At 54.2% G+C, this 20970-nt stretch carries 13 protein-coding genes and 1 tRNA gene; 6 read left to right on the top strand and 8 right to left on the bottom strand.

Going from position 1 to position 20970, the window contains the following annotated elements; translation table 11 throughout:
- Window positions 1-107 precede the first annotated feature (107 nt).
- Together ychF and ABKA16_RS02435 are read right to left on the bottom strand one after the other, a co-directional pair.
- Window positions 108-1193 (bottom strand): redox-regulated ATPase YchF, encoded by a 1086-nt coding sequence (gene ychF, locus ABKA16_RS02440; RefSeq protein ID WP_380999159.1) that lies wholly within the window; start codon window positions 1191-1193, stop codon window positions 108-110.
- Window positions 1194-1290: 97 nt separating this feature from the next.
- On the bottom strand, window positions 1291-2682 hold the full coding sequence (locus ABKA16_RS02435; RefSeq protein ID WP_380999161.1) for an alpha/beta fold hydrolase: 1392 nt from the start codon (window positions 2680-2682) through the stop codon (window positions 1291-1293).
- A gap of 150 nt (window positions 2683-2832) precedes the next feature.
- Here ABKA16_RS02435 and ABKA16_RS02430 point away from each other — a divergent pair.
- Window positions 2833-2906: transfer RNA gene (locus ABKA16_RS02430), tRNA-Arg, on the top strand.
- 31 nt (window positions 2907-2937) lie between these two features.
- The gene (locus ABKA16_RS02425; protein WP_380999163.1) at window positions 2938-4131 is read left to right on the top strand and encodes an SLC13 family permease; all 1194 of its coding nucleotides are present in this window, start codon (window positions 2938-2940) and stop codon (window positions 4129-4131) included.
- A 72-nt stretch (window positions 4132-4203) separates the two neighbouring features.
- On the opposite strand, the gene ABKA16_RS02420 is transcribed toward ABKA16_RS02425, so the two are convergent.
- Window positions 4204-6747, bottom strand: a complete 2544-nt coding sequence (locus ABKA16_RS02420) for an ATP-binding cassette domain-containing protein (protein ID WP_380999166.1) — start codon at window positions 6745-6747, stop codon at window positions 4204-4206.
- A gap of 81 nt (window positions 6748-6828) precedes the next feature.
- Window positions 6829-7506 carry an ECF transporter S component gene (locus tag ABKA16_RS02415; RefSeq protein ID WP_380999169.1) on the bottom strand — a complete coding sequence of 226 codons (678 nt, stop codon included), beginning with the start codon at window positions 7504-7506 and terminating at the stop codon, window positions 6829-6831.
- Between the two features lie 276 nt (window positions 7507-7782).
- On the opposite strand from ABKA16_RS02415, the gene ABKA16_RS02410 reads away from it, so the two are divergent.
- The 4 genes from ABKA16_RS02410 to glnA all read left to right on the top strand — a co-directional run bounded on the left by ABKA16_RS02410 (window position 7783) and on the right by glnA (window position 12418).
- On the top strand, window positions 7783-8463 hold the full coding sequence (locus tag ABKA16_RS02410) for a DUF3043 domain-containing protein (RefSeq protein ID WP_380999171.1): 681 nt from the start codon (window positions 7783-7785) through the stop codon (window positions 8461-8463).
- 12 nt (window positions 8464-8475) lie between these two features.
- Window positions 8476-10005 (top strand): dihydrolipoyl dehydrogenase family protein, encoded by a 1530-nt coding sequence (locus ABKA16_RS02405; RefSeq protein ID WP_380999174.1) that lies wholly within the window; start codon window positions 8476-8478, stop codon window positions 10003-10005.
- A 64-nt stretch (window positions 10006-10069) separates the two neighbouring features.
- The gene (locus tag ABKA16_RS02400) at window positions 10070-10876 is read left to right on the top strand and encodes a DUF4191 domain-containing protein (RefSeq protein WP_380999177.1); all 807 of its coding nucleotides are present in this window, start codon (window positions 10070-10072) and stop codon (window positions 10874-10876) included.
- Window positions 10877-10981: 105 nt separating this feature from the next.
- A complete protein-coding gene (gene glnA, locus ABKA16_RS02395; RefSeq protein ID WP_380999180.1) occupies window positions 10982-12418 on the top strand; it encodes a type I glutamate--ammonia ligase in 1437 nt (478 codons plus the stop codon).
- A 156-nt stretch (window positions 12419-12574) separates the two neighbouring features.
- On the opposite strand, the gene ABKA16_RS02390 is transcribed toward glnA, so the two are convergent.
- From ABKA16_RS02390 to ligA, 4 genes are all read right to left on the bottom strand, one after another.
- Complete coding sequence (locus ABKA16_RS02390; protein ID WP_380999183.1) at window positions 12575-13873, bottom strand: hypothetical protein; 1299 nt, start codon at window positions 13871-13873, stop codon at window positions 12575-12577.
- A 72-nt stretch (window positions 13874-13945) separates the two neighbouring features.
- On the bottom strand, window positions 13946-16909 hold the full coding sequence (locus ABKA16_RS02385; protein ID WP_380999186.1) for a multicopper oxidase domain-containing protein: 2964 nt from the start codon (window positions 16907-16909) through the stop codon (window positions 13946-13948).
- The gene (locus ABKA16_RS02380) at window positions 16906-18126 is read right to left on the bottom strand and encodes a P-loop NTPase (RefSeq protein WP_381000129.1); all 1221 of its coding nucleotides are present in this window, start codon (window positions 18124-18126) and stop codon (window positions 16906-16908) included. Before ABKA16_RS02380 ends, ABKA16_RS02385 begins: the two co-directional genes overlap by 4 nt.
- A gap of 139 nt (window positions 18127-18265) precedes the next feature.
- A complete protein-coding gene (gene ligA, locus ABKA16_RS02375; RefSeq protein WP_380999188.1) occupies window positions 18266-20869 on the bottom strand; it encodes an NAD-dependent DNA ligase LigA in 2604 nt (867 codons plus the stop codon).
- Window positions 20870-20970 lie beyond the last annotated feature (101 nt).

The following is a 20970-nucleotide window of genomic DNA, read 5'->3' as shown; positions in this document are numbered from 1 at the left end:
GATAACTTAAACCTTTCTTCTCTCTCCTTCTCTCTAAACAGCCCGGCTAATCACCGGGCCTTTGTTTTTCCTGGGGCTGCCCGCCCCTATAACGTTTCTTACGTCCCTTATACGTTGAACTTGAACTCGACCACATCACCATCCTGCATGATGTAATCCTTGCCTTCAAGGCGCATCTTGCCTTCCTCGCGCACTTTCGGGTAGGAACCGGCGGCAACCAGGTCATCGTATGAAACTACTTCAGCCTTGATGAACCCGCGCTCAAAATCTGTATGGATAACACCGGCAGCTTTCGGCGCAGTCCATCCTTTGCGGATCGTCCATGCGCGTACCTCTTTCTCCCCCGCAGTCAGGAAGGTCTGGAGCCCAAGCGTATCAAACCCTGCACGGGCAAGCTGGTCCAGGCCGGATTCGTTCAGCCCTGCATCGGCAAGCATTTCACGCGCATCAGCTTCATCAAGTTCAGTAAGGTCGGATTCAAACTGCGCGTTGAGGAATATTGCCTGTGCAGGGGCAACCTCTGCCGTGAGCTTCTCCCTGAGTGCGCTGTCGGCAAGCTCATCATCATCCATATTGAACACATAAATAAACGGTTTTGCGGTCAGCAGCTGGAGGTCACGAATATCTTCCTTGCTGATTTTCCCCTCACGGGATGCATGGTCGATAGTCTCTCCTGCCTCAAGTATTCCCTTCGCCTCCTTAACGGCATCAACATATTCCGGTCTGACTTTTTTGCCGCGCAGGTCCTTTTCAAGCCTGGGGATGGCATTTTCAACAGTCTGCAGGTCAGCAAGGATCAGCTCGGTGTTGATCGTCCCGATATCTGACGCAGGGTCTACGGCCCCGTTAACGTGGATAACATCATCATCGGAAAAAACGCGGGTCACTTCACAGATCGCGTCAGCCTCGCGGATATTCGCCAGGAACTGGTTCCCCAGCCCTTCACCTTCGGATGCGCCTTTGACGATGCCCGCGATATCCACAAATGTCACTGTTGCAGGGACGGTCTTATTGGAACCCACCAGCTGCGCGAGGACAGGCAGCCGGGGATCCGGGAGCGGGACGATGCCCGTATTAGGCTCGATGGTGGCAAAAGGGTAGTTTTCTGCAAGCACATTATTGCGCGTCAAAGCGTTAAAAAGGGTCGATTTGCCTACATTGGGCAGGCCAACGATTCCAATGGTAAGAGACATGCTTTTCAGTTTAGGGTTGAGGGATGACGAAGGCTGAGGCGCAACGATAACAAAAGCGGTCCAGCAGCTATGCCTTCACCATCGTCTGCTGACGGCCTTACTGCCGCTGCCTGTCTAAATCACCGTGATCCATTGCTTCCTGATACAGGTGCGCAAAAACATCGGCCGAAGCCCTCGCGCCGTCATGCTCGTACCGGTTGGTTACCCACGCATACGAATTGCCTACGCGGCTCAGCGTATCAAGCTGCAGGGAACTGTCCACATACATGTCATCAAAATACACGGCGCACCGCAGCGGCACCTCGTTGGCCGCGAGCTGGGCGGCATCATAGATCGTGCCCCAATGGGTATCAGACATCATAAGGCTAACAGGATCCCGGAACGGTTTCAGTGAACTGTCCTCTTCAAACATTTCTGGGAGTGCAGCCTCCCCGATGAAAGCCAGAGGGCGCGCATCCGTGCTGAATCGGGGGTCTGAACCAATAACATGCGAAGCTGCCCATCCTGCCGGAGCACAGTCCCCATTCTGATAGATGAACTCCTGCAGAGGCCAGTACAGAGGGCTTGCATATGAGGAAGTAAGGCTCAGGACTTCCTGGAGGAACCCGTCAGACAGCTGGATATCCCCCGCATGCCCGGGACCCTCAGGCACACTTCCGTCCAGGCCGGCGAGCGCCCCGTCAACAGTCCAATGCATGCGTTCATAACCCGGCTTCATACCGAAATCGCCGCCCAGCATCTGCAGCCGCCTCACTGTGAACGGATCACCATTAGGCAACCGGACGTCATGGGACGAAATATAATCAGCAATTATATTTATACGTTTTATATCCTGCGGATAGCGGCTATAATATTGCTGAGTCTTTTTATACATGCGCGGAACTGTATGCTCATATACTTCTTTTGGATCACCGGGGATATGCATAACGCCGCCGGTAATAAACGATGCCTGCACAGCCTCAGGGTACAGCGACAGATAGGTGAGGGTAAGGAACCCGCCATATGACTGGCCTAAGGTCATCCACTGCACGCCGCCAAATTCGGACCGGCGCAGATACTCAAAATCCCTGATGACCGAATCTGCCAGGAAATGATGGAGATAGTCCGCACCGGCGCGCGGATCGTCAGCAAAACGCTGCATGATATGGGAATCAATGCGTGAAGACCTGCCGGTGCCGCGCTGGTCAGGAAGGACAACGCGGTAGTGTTTGACGGCTTCAGCAAGCCACGGGACCGAATCCGCGCTGTACGGGCGGGGACCTGCACCGCCGGGACCTCCCTGCAGGAAAAGGAGAAGCGGCATGTCATCATGCGCATGCCCAGCTGCACACACTGTCCGGTAAAACAGTTTCAGCCCGCTGCCTGCACCGCCTGGGATACCGGTACTGCCCGCAGTGATGCCGTCCGCACCGCCCCAGTCTAAAGGCACATCAACAGAATGGTCTTCAACATACAGGCCCGGCACATAATAAGAATCCAGAAGCGTCATAAACCCCAGTATAAAGCACAGCAGGCTCAACACCGGCACAGAAGGCCCTTATCAGGCGGGTTGCCTTGCGACACCCGATGTTGCACGATTTTGATAAGATATAGGTAGTGTCTGAGTGCGCATCACACCGTTGCCCGCTCATGGTACTGCGGCCCCGTAGCTCAGCTGGATAGAGCAGGAAACTTCTAATTTCAAGGTCGTCAGTTCGAATCTGATTGGGGCCACGTTTTAGTTGCACTTTCCATGGAGGATGCGGTGAGACGCTGGATCAGGCAGACGCTTAAGCGGGAAACTATACTCGTTATCGCCGCTATCCTTGCGATCATATCTTGTTTTATTGTCCATCCGGACAGCCAGTATCTTGGATATATACACACACATACCATTGCCCAGCTCGTATGCCTGATGCTCGTAGTGGCGGGGCTCCAGAGGATCGGTGTTTTCCGCATCATAGGTGCAAAAATGCTGAGCCACGCCCGCACACCGCGGCTGCTGGTACTGATTTTTATCAGCCTCACTTTTTTCTCCAGCATGTTCATCACTAATGATGTAGCTCTGGTGACTTTCGTGCCCTTTGCCATCGCGGTTATGATTATGGCCGGGATGGAGGATAAGACAGTCCTTGCAGTGACCCTTATGACGCTTGGGGCGAACCTTGGAAGCATGCTTACCCCTATCGGCAACGCGCATAACCTTTATCTGAAGGCAAAAACCAATATGCCGATGGGCGATTTTATCCTCATCATGGCGCCATATTCAGGCATAGCAGCGGTACTGCTTGTTATTGCAACATTCATCTTTTTCAGCAGCAAGCCTATACCTGGTTTTGAGGGGCTGGATGCAGACACTATTGAACGTAATATCCTTGCCCCGCATCCCGATACGGAAGCCCCTGATGAGATCCGCATCATCGGATACGGTGCCGGCTACGGAGGATGGCGGCTAGGCGTCTATATCGCCCTGTTTGTTGTGTGTACCTTAGAAGTGGCCGGCCTTATACCCATGTGGGCTATGGTAGTGATCTGCTTTGCAGCTTTCATGTTCTGCGACCGCCGAGCCTTCTTCCACGTGGACTGGGGGCTTCCCCTCACCTTCATCGCGTTCTTTATCTTCATCGGGAATATGAAGCGGGTACCGGAATTCTACACACTGGCTGCGCATCTTGTGCAGATCGATCCCCTTGATGTATCCGTAGGTGCAAGCCAGCTTATCAGCAACGTCCCTTCAACACTCCTGCTCTCCAACTTCTCTTCGGCATGGAAAGAGCTTATTGTCGGGACGAACCTCGGCGGTATGGGGACACTTATCGCTTCAATGGCATCCCTTGTTTCGTTCAAGGCAGTTACTGGGAAGTATCCGGACCAGAAGGGGAAATACCTCGGCGTCTATACTGTTACCAATGTCATTTTCCTTGCGATCCTGCTTACCGCTGCCCATTTGATCCTTTAGCCTTCCCCTTCCTTCTTTTCTTTTCCCTTCCCCTTTCAAAAAACACGCCCGTATATCCCTTCTAATATGCCTTCAGGCATTAACATGCCCCATAAAGGTGAATGTACCTGCAAACCATGCTGCAAGCAGTGCAAGTACAGGTATCGCAATACATAGCGCAACATACACATAATCCCGTTTATGCACAGTGCTCAGCCTCCAATGGGACCTTTTGCGATATCCGCCGAATCCGCGCGCCTGCATTGCAGTTGACAGGGATGTTGACCGCCGTATGGAAAGGACCAGGAGGGCAAAACTCTGGGATAAGAAATCTGCTGTTCTAGATTTCCCGCCGATCCCGCGTGACCTGCGCGATAAGGACAGGGCAGCCCAGTCGTCTGAAATAACTGAGAACAGACGCATCCCTGCCAGCCCGCCGTAGACGAAGCGGTCAGGCAAATGGAACTGTTGTGAGAAAGCGTCAGCCAGGCCGGTGGGATCAATACCCGATATCAGGGCAATTGCAGGGACGCCTATAGCAATAATGCGCAGCGCGGTTGCCAGCGCAAGCATAACCGACCCCTGTGAAACCGTTATGATCCCCCAGTGTGCATAGACCTGCCCGGACACCTGCCCATACAGGAGCACGGATACTGCCGATGCTGCAGACCCAAGAAAAATGATCCATGTCCGCCGGATTATCTCCCGTATCCCATACTTCGCCGCGGTGAGGGATACAAAAACAAGGAAGCATGCCGCTGAAGAAGAAACAATATCAAGGCTTATGACCATCAGCAGGCACAATACCAGTGCCCCCAGGAGACGGACAGCAGGATTGATGGATGCAATAATTTTTGAAGGGCTGGACCGTTTCTCCTCTTCACAGCGCTGCCGCTGAGGGGTAACGCCGATAGTCTGCGGTATCCCTGGATCTGCGCAGGCGGTATGAGGCGCATGGCCTGCATCCGGGCACCCCATACCTGGCGGATCCGCCCCCGGGCTGTCTGCGCCCAGGCCAACAGGCTGCAGTCGGATCACACGCGCACCGATACGTTCAATGAACTCTTCGTCATGGGTGACAACGACAATGCACTTCCCCTGGTCCCTGAGGCCTGAGATCATATCGACCATATATTCCCACGTCTTACGGTCCTGCCCGAATGTAGGCTCATCCAGGATCAGGACTTCGGGTTCGGCTGCAAGCGCCGCTGCAACAGTAAGCCTCCGCTTCTGCCCTCCGGACAGGGTATACGGATTAGCTGCAGACAGGCCGTCCAGCCCATACCGCTCCAAAAGGCTGTGCGCTTTCGCTGCCGCGCTTCCCTGAGGCTCGCTGCCAATCGACAGCAGGACTTCTCCCAGCACTGTCCCCGCTGCAAACTGATGTTCAGGGTTCTGGAACACATACTGGATCCTTTGGGCAAGGTCAGGCGATCCCCAGCCTGCGGGATCCGAGGACCCTAAATCCCCCTGGACACGCCTGCCTGCTGTTACCGTACCGGATACCGGTTCAAGCAGCCCCGCCAGAGTGAGGGCCAGCGTCGATTTTCCGGAGCCATTGTCACCGGTCAGCGCAGTGATCTCGCCGGACCGGAACGCGCAGCTGATATGCTCAGCAATGGGGATGCTGTTGTACCCGATCGCAAGGTCTTCGGCAGTAAGGGCAATATCGGCACTCAGAACGGGCCGGTCCGCTGAAGCATCAGGCGCAGCAGGGCTGCCCATGGCTGTGCTGCCGGCAGCGGTATGGATACCTATATCTTTGGCATCTTTGGCATTAAGGTACGGCTTCTTCCTGTACCGCTGCGGGACCCACACCCCCAGATCATCCAGTTCCTGAAGATGTCCGCCAAAAACATCATCCGGGGCGCCGTCCGCAGCAATAGCCGTTGAACCGCCATCGCTGCCGAGGACAACTACCCGGGTAATAATATCCAGCCATTCATCAGCTTTGTGCTCCACAAGGAGCATAGTAGGGTTTTCAGCGTCTAAAACAGTACGGATAGCATGCACCAGGCTCCGCACTCCGGCAGGATCGATCATTGATGCCGGTTCATCAAGAAGCAGGGCATCGGGCCGCATGGACAGGACCCCTGCAAGCGCAAGCCTCTGAGCCTGCCCTCCGCTTAAATGCGCTGCCTGCCTGTGCCATTGCACACTGCCGAGACCCGTTTCCTCCATAGCCGTATGGACACGCTGCGTTATCCTGCTGCGTTCGACACCCATGTTCTCAGGGCCGAACGCCACATTATCCGCCGTCCGCTCAAAAACCGTCTGCGCCTCCGGATCCTGCAGCACCAGGCCGCAGCGCCCTATTGATTCCGTGGGGGGCTTCCCGTCAATAAAGATGCTGCCCTCCCCTATGCCGCCATCTTCATCCGGCCGTGCATCCAGGGATACTGCGCGCTGAGACGGAAGCCCCTTATCATCTGCATCGTCTGCCCAAGCCCCGCGCGATGTACCTAAAAGCCCTGCCGCAGCCTGCAGGATAGTCGATTTCCCTATGCAGGAAGCCCCCATAAGGAGCACACGCTCCCCGGCATCTATGGTCAGGCTAAGATGGCGGACGGCCCACTGCCAGCGCAGGGCGGGCCGGTACCCCCAATCAGTGAATACTATTGAGCAAGGCTGTGCCATGGTTCCGAATCCCCGGGCTGACAGCGGCTGCTGCGGTATCTGCCGGCCGCCGCATTGCTGTCCTCCAACGCAGAAAGCATATCACTCAGCTTCAGCCGCTGACACATTATCCTGCCCATCCTGTACCTTCATACGCACTGCCTGCCCTGACGGGAAACGGTCCAAAGCACCGGTTTTCGCGATCGCCAGGTAAAGGAGCCACATACATATCCCGGCGATAACTGCCCCGGAAACTATTGTGCTTACACCTTCAACAGCCTTTTTCACAGCAGATGACCCCTGCAGGTATCCCAGAACCGCATATCCTATGTAGCATGCAGCTGCGGAGAACAGCCCCGACAATACCGCAGTGAACCAGTTCCACACCCTGTAAAGGCAAAAAAGGAAAACCAGTTCTGCACCGATCCCCTGAAGGAGCCCGCTGATAACCGTTTCAGCACCTCCCCAGGCGTTGCCGAGAAGGGATTCAAGCAGGGCTGCCACCATCTCAGCATAAACAGCAGCCCCCGGTTTCCTTATTATGATCGCTGCAAGCGGCCCAGCGAAAAGGAACAGTCCGTTAACGAGGCCTATCAGCCCCGGGATGAACGCGAAGGCAGGCTTAAGCGCCTGATAAGCCCATGCCCCTCCCCAATAGATAAAAGCACTGACTACCCCTATAACCGAGGCGACGACGATATCTACCACACGCCACCGCAGAAGAGCCGTGCGTGGAGATCGGGAATGTACTGGTTGTACTGATGGAATATTCGAGTCCATAATGTGCCTTTCCTTAGTAAAATACTCGAAAAGCACGGGTCAAGCGACTTTCCGTATGCCGGTATTACCCGGTGGACGTTCTATCGGTATCGGCCTGGCAGCCAGACCGTTTCTCAGCCTTGCCCCCTGCAGCAGAAGATCGGGATACCATACAGGTATCCGTATGACCTGTCTGCCGGGCAGAAGGGTAAAGCACCCGTGTCAGTTCCTATAATTGCACAGGGCAGCGATAATTGCAGCGTTTAGCGTCTATCCTTGCCGGTATGGTAAAAAACCATGGAATGGAACTTATTCAAGAGGAAAAAAGACTCCGAAACTGCTCTATCAGATGAAGGCAGCGGCACCTCATCACAGGCAGCTTCATCCGATAATGCCGGTAATGCTGCCGGCAGCAGCAAAAAAGGCAGGCCTACCCCTAAACGCAGCCAGGCAGAGGCCCGAAAGCTGCGCCCTCTGGTTCCCAAAGACCGTAAGGCAAGCCGCAAAGCTGCCCGGCTCCGGTCCCGTGAACGCCAGGACAAGGAATACGAAGCAATGCGTACGGGCGACATTGCACATATGCCTGCCGCTGAGCGTCTCCCATTCCGTATTTATATCCGAAATTACGTAGATTCCCGGTGGAATATTGCAGAATACTTCATGCCCTTCATCCTCGTTGTCCTCGTCCTGTCGCTGGTCGTGATCAGATGGTTCCCTGCCCTCGCCCTTGTGCTTATGGTCCTGATTTACGCATATTTCTTTGTTGCCGTGGCTGATCTGATTATTATGTGGCGCGGACTGAAAAAGCAGCTTATCCTGCATTACGGTGAAGAAAGCGTTAACCGCAAAATGCGCTCCGGGATGTATGCCGCCCAGCGGGCTATGAATATACGCCGCTGGCGCCTGCCTAAACCGGCCCATCCCAAACACAGCGGTTATAAGCAGTGGCGCGAAAAAAATATTATAAAAGATAAGTAGTATTGCCGGATTATGCCTCAGACAAACGGGAATATACGTAAAAGGCAGGAGCACGGCAGCTCCGGCCGTTATGACTATGACGTTGCTGTTATCGGAGCCGGCCCCGGCGGATACGCAACTGCACTGCGTGCCGCAGAGCTGGGGCTGAAAACTGCGCTTATTGAAAAAGACGCGACCCTGGGAGGTACCTGCCTGAACCGGGGGTGTATCCCCACCAAGGCGCTGCTCACCGCAGCCCATGCCCGCGAAGAGATATCAAAAGCACAGTATTGGGGTATTTCTGTAGATGAGACCGCCGTATCGGCAAATACCGGGAAACTGTTTGAGCAGAAGGCAAAGATAACCGGCACGATGGTTTCAGGCCTTGCATCCCTTATCGATTTCCGCGGGATAACAGTTATTAAAGGATATGCTTCAATCAGCGGTAAGGATGGCCCGCATACGGTCCGGGTCTCTGCTGACGGCACCGGGAAAACATCCGTCACTGCAGGGAATGTGATACTCGCTTTAGGGTCATGCACAGTACCATTCCCAGGCGTTGGATTCTCTGATACGGTCCTTGATTCTGACCGGGCACTTGAGCTCGCAGAGATCCCGGAAACTGTGGGGATCATCGGCTCCGGGGCTATAGCACTGGAGTTCGCCAGCTTCTGGAATGCGATGGGAAGCTCAGTCACTGTTTTTATGCGTAAAGGCCGTCCCCTGTCGCATGGCGATAGCCATATGGGGGCATCCGTTATGCGGGGCCTGAAACGCGCAGGGATAAAATTTATACCTTCGTCGCATGTGACAGATATTGCGGAAACCCGTGAAAGCAAGCCGCAGGCTGTTATCTCCTATACCCGCGGTACCGGGGACAGCAGCGAAGTGCTCGAATTCAAGGCAGACAAGGTGCTTATCGCTATCGGGCGCAGGCCTGCGACGGAAAGCCCCTGGCTGCACAGCCTCAATATTGCGATAGGCAGCGATGGAATTATAAAAACCGATCCGTTCGGGAAAACATCGATCCCCAATATCTGGGCAGCCGGGGATGTGACCGCCGGCCGCCAGCTTGCGCATAAGGCTTTTGCGCAGGGTATTGTTATTGCTGAAAGCATCGCCTGTGAACAGGGGATATTAAGCACCCTCCCCCGACCGGTCGATGAAAAAACTGTCCCGCAGGTAGTCTACTCGACAACCGAGGCAACAAGCGTAGGGTATACTTCCGAGCAGGCACAGGGGCTGTCCGGACAGTTCACAGATGTTGAGGAAACCGTCCTTCCCCTCCTGTCCAATTCACGGGTGCTTATGGAACAGTCAGGCGGGAGCATCACTGTTGTTACTGCACGGCATCCCGGGAAAGGCGGGGATACCCGTTATGTGATCGGGATACACATAGCCGGAGTGCGTGCAGGCGAGCTGATTGCTGAGGCTGAACAGATAATCGGGAACCATATCCCTCTGGCTGATGCTGCCCGGCTTATCCATCCCCACCCTACGCTGAGCGAATCACTCGGCGAGGCACTGCTTAAAGCTGACGGCAAGCCCCTTCACGTGCGTTAAGTAGTATCTGTCAAGTACACTGATATCAGGTAGTTTTACAGTTGACACTATATAAGAGGTATGTATGGCCGACCTGAAATCACGCAACAGCAGGAACACAAACCCTAAACCTTCCCCCGCATCTTCAGCTTCCCGCAAAAACAGCGGGAAGCCCAAGCGCCGCAATATTTTCAAGCAGATGAAGATGATCTATGATTTTACAAAAAAAGAAGACCCGTCCATCACATGGTGGATGCTCGGAGGCTTCATCATCCCTGCAGCCCTTATTATCGGGCTGGGGTTCATCCTGCGGAACGGGTGGATAGGCTGGATCCTCAACATCATCACGGCACTGCTGCTGGGGTTCCTTGTAATGACAGTCATCCTGACCAACCGGAGCGAAGCGGCCGGATACAAACGCCTTGAAGGCCAGCCTGGCGCTGCAGGGGCAGTGCTGGACAGCCTGTCAAGCGGGCGCTTCACAGGACGGGTCATCCAGTTCACCAAAGAACCGGTATGGGTCGATCCCCGCACGAAGAATGCGATCTGGCGCGGGACTTCACTGTACGGTGTCTACCTTGTGGCAGAGGGCCCGCTTGATGCCACAAATGCAGCGATGGACAGGGAGACCCAGAAAATACGGCGTGTTACTCAGGGGTCTGATATCCCTGTCTACAGGGTCTCTGTGGGCAACGGCGAGGGGCAGATCCCGCTGAGCAAACTGCGGAGGCATTTGCGCAAACGCCATAAAATCAAATTTACCATGGACGAGCTTGAGCATGTCAACGACCGCCTGCGTACGCTGCAAAGCAAAAATGGGCTGCCTATCCCGAAGGGCGTTGATCCTGCCCGTATGAAGAAGGTAAGCCGCAGGGCAATGCGCGGCAAGTAATTTACAGAACTTATGTGTACCCCGAACTACACTGGAAAGAAAGATATCTAACCACAGATATCACAAATCCGCAAGGATAAATACGGTACTGGAAAGGAGCGGCATATGGCCGGCATAAGTACAAAAGAAGATGTAGAAGCCCTTATCGATAAAGAAGAAGTAGAGTACGTATCTGTACGTTTCACTGATCTGATAGGTGTCCAGCAGCATTTTACAGTACCGGCAAGCGAATTCCTCAAAGACGCCTTTACCGACGGCATGCCGTTTGACGGCTCATCAATGCAGGGGTTCCAGGCAATCAACCAGTCCGATATGAAGCTTATCCCGGATGTAGAAACTGCTTATATTGATCCGTTCCGCACCCATAAAACCCTGAACGTTGCATTTTCTATCGTTGACCCTATAACGGATGAGCCGTATTCACGCGACCCCCGCCAGGTAGCTCTGAAAGCCGAAGCTTACCTTAACTCCACCGGCATTGCAGATACAGCTGATTTTGCACCGGAAGCTGAATTCTTTATTTTTGACAAAGTACGGTTTGAAAATTCCATGCGCCGATCTTTCTACGAGATAGATTCCGTGGAAGCACCGTGGAATTCCGCTGAGGAGTACGAAGAAGACGGTATGCCCAACGTCGGGTTCAAGAACAGGGTGAAGCGCGGATATTTCCCTGTCCCTCCAATCGACCACAGCCAGGACCTCCGCGATGATATGGTTGCCAACCTTCAGAAAGTGGGGCTGATACTTGAGCGGTCACACCATGAAGTCGGCGCTGCAGGGCAGCAGGAGATCAACTACCGCTTCAATACCCTGACCCATGCAGGCGATGACCTTATGAAATATAAGTATGTTGTCCACGAAACAGCATACCTTGCCGGGAAAGCTGCGACTTTTATGCCTAAACCCCTTGCAGGCGATAACGGTACGGGCATGCACTGCCACCAGTCGCTGTGGAAGAACGGGGAACCCCTGTTTTACAGCGAAAACGGGTACGGCGGGCTGTCGGATATTGCCCGCTGGTATATTGGAGGGCTGATAAAGCACTCTTCCTCCGTACTGGCATTCACCAACCCTTCCCTGAACTCCTACAAGCGCCTGGTTCCCGGGTATGAAGCGCCTGTAAACCTTGTATACTCTGCCCGTAACCGTTCGGCAGCTATCCGCATACCTCTGGCCGGCACTTCCCCGGCTGCCAAGCGTATTGAGTTCCGCGCGCCTGACCCCAGCTGCAACCCGTTCCTTGCCTTCTCAGCACAGCTGATGGCAGGGCTTGACGGTATCCTCAACCATATAGAGCCGCCGGATCCTATCGATAAGGACCTTTACGAGCTGCCGCCCGAAGATCATGCCCTGGTAAAACAGGTCCCCGCTTCTCTTGATGAGGCCCTGAAATCCCTGGAAGAAGACCATGACTTCCTCAGCGAAGGTGATGTGTTCACTGATGACCTTATCCAGACATGGATAGACCTCAAGAATGCTGAGATCGAGATGCAGAGGCTTGCCCCTACCCCATTGGAATACGAGCTGTATTTCCATATTTAATGTGATCCCTGCTCTGGCTGCCGGCAGTCAGAGCAGGGATGCGAGGAACCGGAAGTATTCGTGTTCTTCCTTTTCCAGAAGCTGCGGATCATGGATCCGAATTCCGGACCGGGAATGGGAAATAGCTGCCCCAACGGCAAAGTTTTTATCTTATGATTAAACTTCCAGTGTAACGTTTTCTCCAAATACTAAAAGGAGGGCACAGATAATGATCGCAACTGCTACCACTACTATCTCGTAGCCTGCCAGCCATTCGAAATGGGCTTTCCTACGTTTTACGCATGTCCAATAGGTCGCCAGCTGCATCCGGAAACCGATAATACCCAAAGCAGCAATCATAAGAAGTACAAAGCCATCAAACAGCACTCCGTTAGCAGCGATAGAATGGGCGAACAGTGCCTGGACAAGCAAGCCAACGGCCAGAATACCAAATAAGACAGAGCTGGAAACAAAAGCGGGTTTCCAGTAGGCGTCAGGATTTCCTTTGCTCCGGATCAAATACATATGTATCGCCAAAAGGCATACCACAGCGATGACGCATATTACCACGGTAGGCACGATATTGGCCGGTACCCTGTTATGCAGGCTATCCCACGTATCATACCACGTATACCTATCCGGAGAACACTCCTTACTCCCCGCAACACCAACACACGGTTGTCCAGGAATGTGCCCCTGCCACCGGGCCAGATTCAACGGAGCTGGCCTGCTATAATCCCATCGATCAGCAATAGGACCCGTCAGCACACCCGGCCTAATATACGAGTCATACCACCAGTTCCACCCTAAGCCATAGCCCACAAGGACAGAAAAAGCAAATAAAACCACTGCCGAACTAAAACGCAGCACAGGATACAGTATTTTTCCCGACACAATAACAGCGGTAGGATCCTTCTTCCACGCACGGTAACTGCTGATAGATACCCAAAACGACATGAGCACAATACTCATCAGGCCAAAAGATATAAATATATAATCGAATGCGCCTACGATAGTGTTGTCTTGCAGGTTCCAATACCAGTTTTTTACTGACTGCGGGACCAAGGAATCAGGCAAAATATAAATAAAATTAAACAGCCATGACTGGCCGCGGCTGCGGCTGTCCATACTCTGCCGGATATACCATGCCTCCAAAAACGTAGAAACACAAAACCCCACAGCATACACAACAGTCCATACCCACACACGCCGCCACGAATACGACGACCTCCCCTCCTTGGCATCAGGCATCGTTTTAGTGGACTGGACAGGTTCCCCCTCATTATTCGTATGCTTAGCCTCAGTAAACAGCATAGCGCCGGTAGGAAGCAAAGAGAGACTAGGATAGCCGTCATCCACGCCAGAAAAAGTAATGGGGTATTCGGCATCACCGACACGCTGTGTCAAACCCTTACCGTCATTATTATCACTATTCTCAGGCTTATCATTATACTGGAGATTACCGGAATCAGACATACTATACCTTTTCCCTATATGTTCCTTAATAGTTTTAAGAGTACCCTTTCCTTCAGAAAATAATGCGTATTATTATTTACTTACATCAATATACCCGTGCTGCCCCTTTTCAGCAAGGCTCATGGAATGGTTGACAAAGGGGTACCTTCCCGGCGTCTGGAAATCGATCTCCACAAATCCGCCCTGCGCAGGCATGAGGGGAAGTACCTGAGCCCCGGTATTATGTTCCATCGCACCGGATCCTGAAGAATTATCCTTCACCGTGTATCTGCCTTCGGTCCATACGCTTGAGAACTGCGCGCCTATCACGTGGAATGGCATGGAACAGCTGATCCCGTCATTCATCACCCAGATACGTATACGTTTGCCGGCCTGCGCAGTAAGGGGATGTGCGTCATACTGGAATGCGCGGCCGTTGAATACCGCTATATCGGGTACCATCCGCGCTATTTTTTGGGTGTCGGCACCTTTCCCATTGCCGCCAAGGTACATTTCCCCGCCGACAAGGACGTACTCCTTATCCACCCGAGGAAGGCCTGCCTGCGGTTCAATGACCACTGCCCCGTACATACCGCCCGCAATATGTACAGTCATCGGGGCAGTTGAACAGTGGTACATCCATATTCCTGCACGCGATGCCCGGAATGTGTAGACCAAGGATTTTCCCGGTTTTACGGAACGCATCGCCTTATCCGGAGCAGCATCATCGCCTGCATGGAAATCAAGGGAATGATCCATAGACCCTTTATTGACCAGGGTCACTTCAAAAACATCCCCTACCTTCCCGCGGAGCACAGGTCCGGGGATAGTGCCGTTGTAGCGCATTACTGTTTGCGTAAACCCTTCAGCAACAGTGATTTTTGCCTCAGTGACAGTCATTGTTACCCTGCGTACTACGCCCTGCATGCCATTAATGCTTCCGCTGCTCTGTGTTGACTGCGGATCCGTATAATCAGGCATACGGGGATCGTACGGCTCGCTCTTTTCCGCCTGCCTGCGCAGAGCTGCAGATGAAGGTACGGGAGTGGAAGACTGGGCGTTGCTGCTGCTACTGCTGTCTGAAGGCTGCCGGACATGGCTTCCCTGCTGTGAAGAAGGGCCGGCGATCTCATTGCCGTTATTATCTAAAGCAGCTATATGGAGGGCCATCCCCATCTGCCTGTGTCCTGCCAGGGAACACCATCCTTCCATACTGTACGCAATTACGCCGGCATCCAGCTTTTTAACCTCCCCGGGAGATACACGTCCGGTCGTCGCACCGTTATCTATAACCAGGTCATGCGTCTGATCACCCGTATTGGAGAACTCAATAACAAGCCTGTTGCCCGCAGGCACCGCCAGCCGTGCAGGGGCGAAGGACATCCCGTCAGCCCCTACGCGGAGTTTGACGGTTGTGGTTTTCCCGGTAGGTGCAACTGCTGCGGTGTGCTGACTCTGACCCTGTCCATGCAGCCCCTGCGGCAGCGAAGGGCTGCCCGAAACCCCGCCCTGGTTAGCCACAAGCGCAGGATGCATCCCGATTATTAAACTGCATACTAAAAGCACTGCTGCCGTACACAGTACAGACCATTCGGATACTGTGAAAAAGGTACGGCGGGACCGGGCATAGTCAGATATATCTGAATGCGTCTGCGTTACGCGCCTGCGGACCCTTGCGTGACTGGGCGTCTGCGCGGCAGGAGCCCCTGAGTTCTCCGGACGTTTCAGATGTCGGGGATCCTCCTTATGGGGCTGTTCCGGTTCCTCCGGATGCCCAGACGGATGCGCAGCTGAAGTTTCCCGGCGCGGAGAAACCGCCCTGGCGGGACCGGTAGAACCAACAGAACCAGCAGAGCTGGCGGGACTGGCAGGGACCACAGGATGCTTATTCCTCCGGCGCCTGGATGCTGCGTAAATATTCATCCCCAGGACGCATAATATAAGCGAAAAGACTGCAATAACATCAATAAAATCACCTGTCTGCCACAGGGCAGATACTCCTCGTGCAGCGCCGAGCAGCCTTAATACCAGCCCAAGATGCAGAAGGGCCAGCGGCAGCCACAGGACGGGGCTGTAGGGCATTGCCCGCCGGATAACAGAGGGGACGATAACGCATACATGGGCAATAACCATTGATATGGTGAATCCCAAAGCCAGTGCATGTATCCCCATATCTGCCCAATAACCATTATCGCCGTAAACTCCGAATATCCATAAAATACTGGCGAACAGCGCCCACGCATACCCCAGGAGCATGCAGACACCCATAAAACCTGTAACCCCGCGCACCTTCCATGTTTTTATTGCCGTATCATTAAGCAGCATTGTTGCCAGTAATGCAAGCAATGCCAGGCCGAGGACAGCATATCCCGCGGGAGGGAGCATCAGCTGCAGCGGCAACGAAAGCACAGCTGCTGCGGAAGAAGCTATAAGAACGGGTTCAACATACATGCCGACAAAAGAAACATGCGCAAGTTCAAGCCGCTCCCCAACAATAGTCAGCACAAGAAAAACCATCCACCATGGGGCAAGTGCAGAAGCATTGATGCCGGACGCCCATAATCCTGCCGAACAGGCGCCGGCAGCTGATCCAAGTAGCTGGATGAGGACAGACACAGAGTGCTGCCTGGCCCAGATAACGGCATACACGGCGCTCAGCAGGGACATCCCGGCAGCCCAGAAAATCCCCGGGACCAGCTGCCAGAGGGACAGTGGGACCACCCTCATCATGATGAGGATCATGGACAGCATTCCCAGCGCTTCGCTCAGAGGCGCGAGAAAACCCCATGCGGGCTTGCGCGGGGAACCCGCGCGGAAGGCGACACCCCGTTCCAGGCATATTGCGGTGCCCAGGAAACCAAACACCATCAATGCCCCGTGGGCATCAGCAAGCGGCGGACGTGTGACCGGCGAGGGAAGGTTGGAGCGCAAAAGCGCAGCAAAGGTCCCGGCCAGGGCGGCAAGGCCCGCACATATCAGCAGGAAGAACCGGGGCCATGGGAACGCAACAGAATGCCCTGTCCGGCGGGGGCCGTTTATTGTATCAAAATCTTTCATTTTTCCTGCCCCTTATCTTTTCCGCGGCTGCCTTCTGCCGTCCGGTACCTTGCTTCCTCATCGCCGCCGGCACCCATAAGCTGGTCAACAATATGTTTGAACTGCTGCGCGATCCGGGTATCAGCCACGGAACCATCCTCATTGAGGACGACAGGACGCCCCGCCTCCCCTGTTACACGGATACTCTGATCCAGGGGAAGCTGTGCCAGCAGAGGGACATCATACCCCACATCCCTGGTCAGCTGGCTGCTGACACGCTGACCTCCCCCCTGGCCGAAAATATGCAGCCTTTCGCCTGCATGGTCGTACCATGACATATTCTCAATGACCCCAGCAACCTTAACAGGAAGCTGGAGGCTCACCAGCCCGGCACGCACAGCAATATCGGACGCTGACGGCTGAGGCGTAGTCACAACAAGCATATGGGCATTAGGAAGAGCCTGTACCACAGTGATCGTCATATCGCCTGTCCCAGGCGGCAAATCAATAACAAGCACATCAGGCTGCCCCCACCACACATCCGACAGGAACTGTTCCAGGGACCTCTGCAGCCTCGGACCGCGCCACAGGATCGCCCTTTCGGAGCCGGCGAACATGCCAATAGATATAAGTTTGACCCCCCATGCTTCCATGGGCATAAGCATGCCGTTAAGATTAGTGGGGCTCCCGTGGATGCCGAACAGTTTCGGCAATGAAAACCCATAAATATCGGCATCAATGGCTGCCGTACTGTACCCCATTGCTGCGAAAGCTGCGGCGAGGTTTGCCGAAACCGCAGATTTCCCTACCCCGCCTTTCCCCGATGCCACGGCAAAAATACGTGTTTTTACACCGCTTTTATGGAAAGGGTTCTCCCTGCGTTCTTTTTTAAGCTGTGCTACCAGGCTGTTAAGCTTTTCTTCACTCATGGTATCGACCTGTGTGCTGATGCTCACATGTGCTGCCGAATAGCTGCCCGCCACATTTTCAATACCTGACACGATAGTGCTGCTCAGCGGGCAGCCCGGCACAGTAAGCTCCAGATGGACAGTAATATCATAATATGGGCGTTCCCGGGAAAGAGGCATGCCCTTGCTGCCGGCACCAGGGCTGTACCGGAACAGCTCCTCAAAAGTTGGCTTGCCTTCAACGGGCCTGATATCGATCCCCACGACCATATTAAGGTCTGTGATGCTCCTTCCAAGCTCAGGGTCGATCACCGCCGAAAGCCTGTCCATAATATCCGTGCAGACAGCCCGGCGGAATTCCTTTTCGTCATCAGAAATACATTCCGGGATGCCTGACCCCGATACAATATCGTCAGTATTGCCGGCATCCCCATTGCCGACATCCCCGGGGATGCTCCTGATAGGAAAATCATTCATGAGGGACATCCCCATGCATAAGGAGCTGGTTGAACTGGTCTTCATCCAGCATAGGTATGCCGAGCTCTTCAGCCTTTGCTGCCTTGGAACCTGCAGAAGAACCGACAACCACATATGAAGTTTTTTTGCTTACGGAACCGGAAGCCCTGCCTCCCCTGGCTTCAATAGCTTCTTTCGCCGATTCGCGGGAAAAACCAGCAAGAGTCCCTGTGACCACAACAGTTTTGCCTTCAAGCGTCTGCTCCAGCCCAGGGTCTTCAGCTGCCTGGCTCCCAATACCGGCAGAAGCCCATGCATGCAGTATTTTCCCTCTCCAGCTTTCCGGATCCCGTGCCTGGAGGAACCATGATGCAACAGAGGCTGCGATCTCGGCACCGACCCCATCAACGGAAACAAGGTCTTCTTCCGAAGCAGCCGCCACAGCATCCAGCGTCCTGAACCTTTTCGCAATAAGCCTTGCGGTTGGGGCGCCAACATGGCGGATAGACAGTGCTACAAGGACCCTCCACAGTTCAGCATCCTTAGCTTTATTAAATTCGCTGAGCATCTCTACTGTTGTGCGTGAGGGCTGGGCATCAGAAGCCTTATCCCCCTTGGCAGGAAGGTTATAGAATGCCGGGAACTGTGACCATAGTCCGCTTCCTCCCTTGTTTTTACGGGTTTTTGTTTTCTTCCCTGTGACAGGGTCAGTGTCCTGTGCCACTTCGATAATAGGGATTTCCCGCCATATCCGTACATCGCGCAGGTCTTCTGCCCTGAGGGAGAACAAATCAGCTTCACTTGTCACTGCAGGGGACTGCATTTCAGGGAGCTGTAGCGCGGGGTCGGGCTCATACAACGGCGGTTCCTGGCCGGGGGCCACCGTTATTTCCCTGGTATCAGGCAGGTATTCTGATACCGAATCAGGCCGGTTATTCTCGGGGTTAGTGAGGGCAAGCGCGCTCTGCTCCCCCAGATGCTCAACATCAAAAGCCTGGCGTGATGCAAGATGAAGTATCCGGTTGGACAGCTGCGCCGGGCAGGATTCCACATTAGGGCAGCGGATATCTTTATCGCCTTCCTTCTCAGGAGCGAGTTCGGTTCCGCAGCTTGGGCAGTATCGTGGCATAACAAACCTGCGCAGCTGCCCCTCGCGGCCTTTGCGCGCGGCAAGTACCGGCCCTACAAGCTCAGGTATCACATCTCCCGCTTTGCGTACAACTACAGTATCGCCGATCAGGACACCTTTATGGTCAACTTCATAAGCATTATGCAGGGTCGTCCGCGAAACAGTGGAGCCTGCTACACGCACCGGTTTCAGATGCGCTACGGGGGTAACGCGCCCCGTACGCCCCACCTGCACTGAAATATCAAGTAGTTCAGTATTGACTTCTTCAGGAGGGTATTTATATGCAATAGCCCACCGCGGTGCCCGCGCAGTGGAACCCAGCCGGCGCTGCAGTGCCAGGTCATCAACCTTTACCACGATCCCGTCAAGGGCATGTTCGATATCATAGCGGTGTTCATCGTAATAGGAGACCATTTCAAGGATCTGGTCAAAATTTACGGCTTCGCGGGTATGGCCCGATACCGGGATACCCCATATCTTATAAAGGCTGTATGCCTGCGACTGCGTGCCGGCCTGCGGATGCCCTGCATCCCCGTCCCCCCATTCAAGGGTCCCCATGCCATGCGCATAAAAACTGAGCCTGCGCAACGCGGTGACCCGGGGATCCTTCTGGCGCAAAGACCCTGCAGCGGCATTACGGGGATTGGCGAAAACAGCACGCCCTTCAGCCTGAGCCTGGCTGTTCAGGCTTGCAAAATCATCGAATTTCATGAACACTTCACCCCGGATCTCCACCATTTCAGGGATCTGTGCAGCTGTGCCCGACAGCTGCCCGGGAATCGACGATATAGTGCGTACATTCATGGTGATATCTTCGCCGATAACGCCGTCGCCGCGGGTCAGTCCCTGGTACAGTATTCCGTGCCTGTAAATGAGGTTCAGCGCAAGGCCGTCGATCTTGACCTCGCATGTCATAGGAAGCGGTTCCCCCTGCGGCCATTCCAGATCCCTGCGGACACCCTCATACCACTGTTTCAGCTCGCTGATCGAAAACACATCATCCAGGCTCATCATCCTTGACGGATGCCTTACCGATGCGAAATCGTTGGAAAAAGTCCCGCCGACCCTGTGCGTAGGCGACTGGGGCGTATCCAGCTGCGGGAACTGCGCTTCAAGATTCTGGAGCATGAGCATGCGTGCATCATACGCGGCATCTGAAGAAACCGGGGAATCATTAATATAGTATGCGATCTGGTCGCTTTCTACCCACGAAGATACTTTTGCCCACAGCCGGGAAGCCTGCCTGATATCCAGCCCAGGAACATTGATCCCTGCCAGTTTCTGCGCATCCGCATCCGTACGCTGCAGGGATTCGATACAGGTATCCATATCTTCCGGGGATCCGGGGCTTCCGTATGCCAGACCGGTATGTGCAGCGCCGGCCGGAACGTGAGCCGCATCACTGTCGGAAACGAATCCAAAAGACAGCTGTTCCCCTTCGTCCGCATGCATCCTGGCTGCACCGGATGCCCCGTATCGCACATTCATAGCTCTATCCTATTCCCGTTAAAGTCCGATTTTCAAGGCCTGCACCGAGTGATCCGAATCACTCCTACAATACAGCACAATACAGCATCTGTTAAGGGCCT

This window comes from Scardovia wiggsiae, assembly GCF_051045985.1.
Classification (GTDB): Bacteria; Actinomycetota; Actinomycetes; order Actinomycetales; family Bifidobacteriaceae; genus Scardovia; species Scardovia wiggsiae.
Note: the sequence above shows the minus strand (reverse complement) of the source record. Positions and strands in the feature narration are given on the sequence as shown.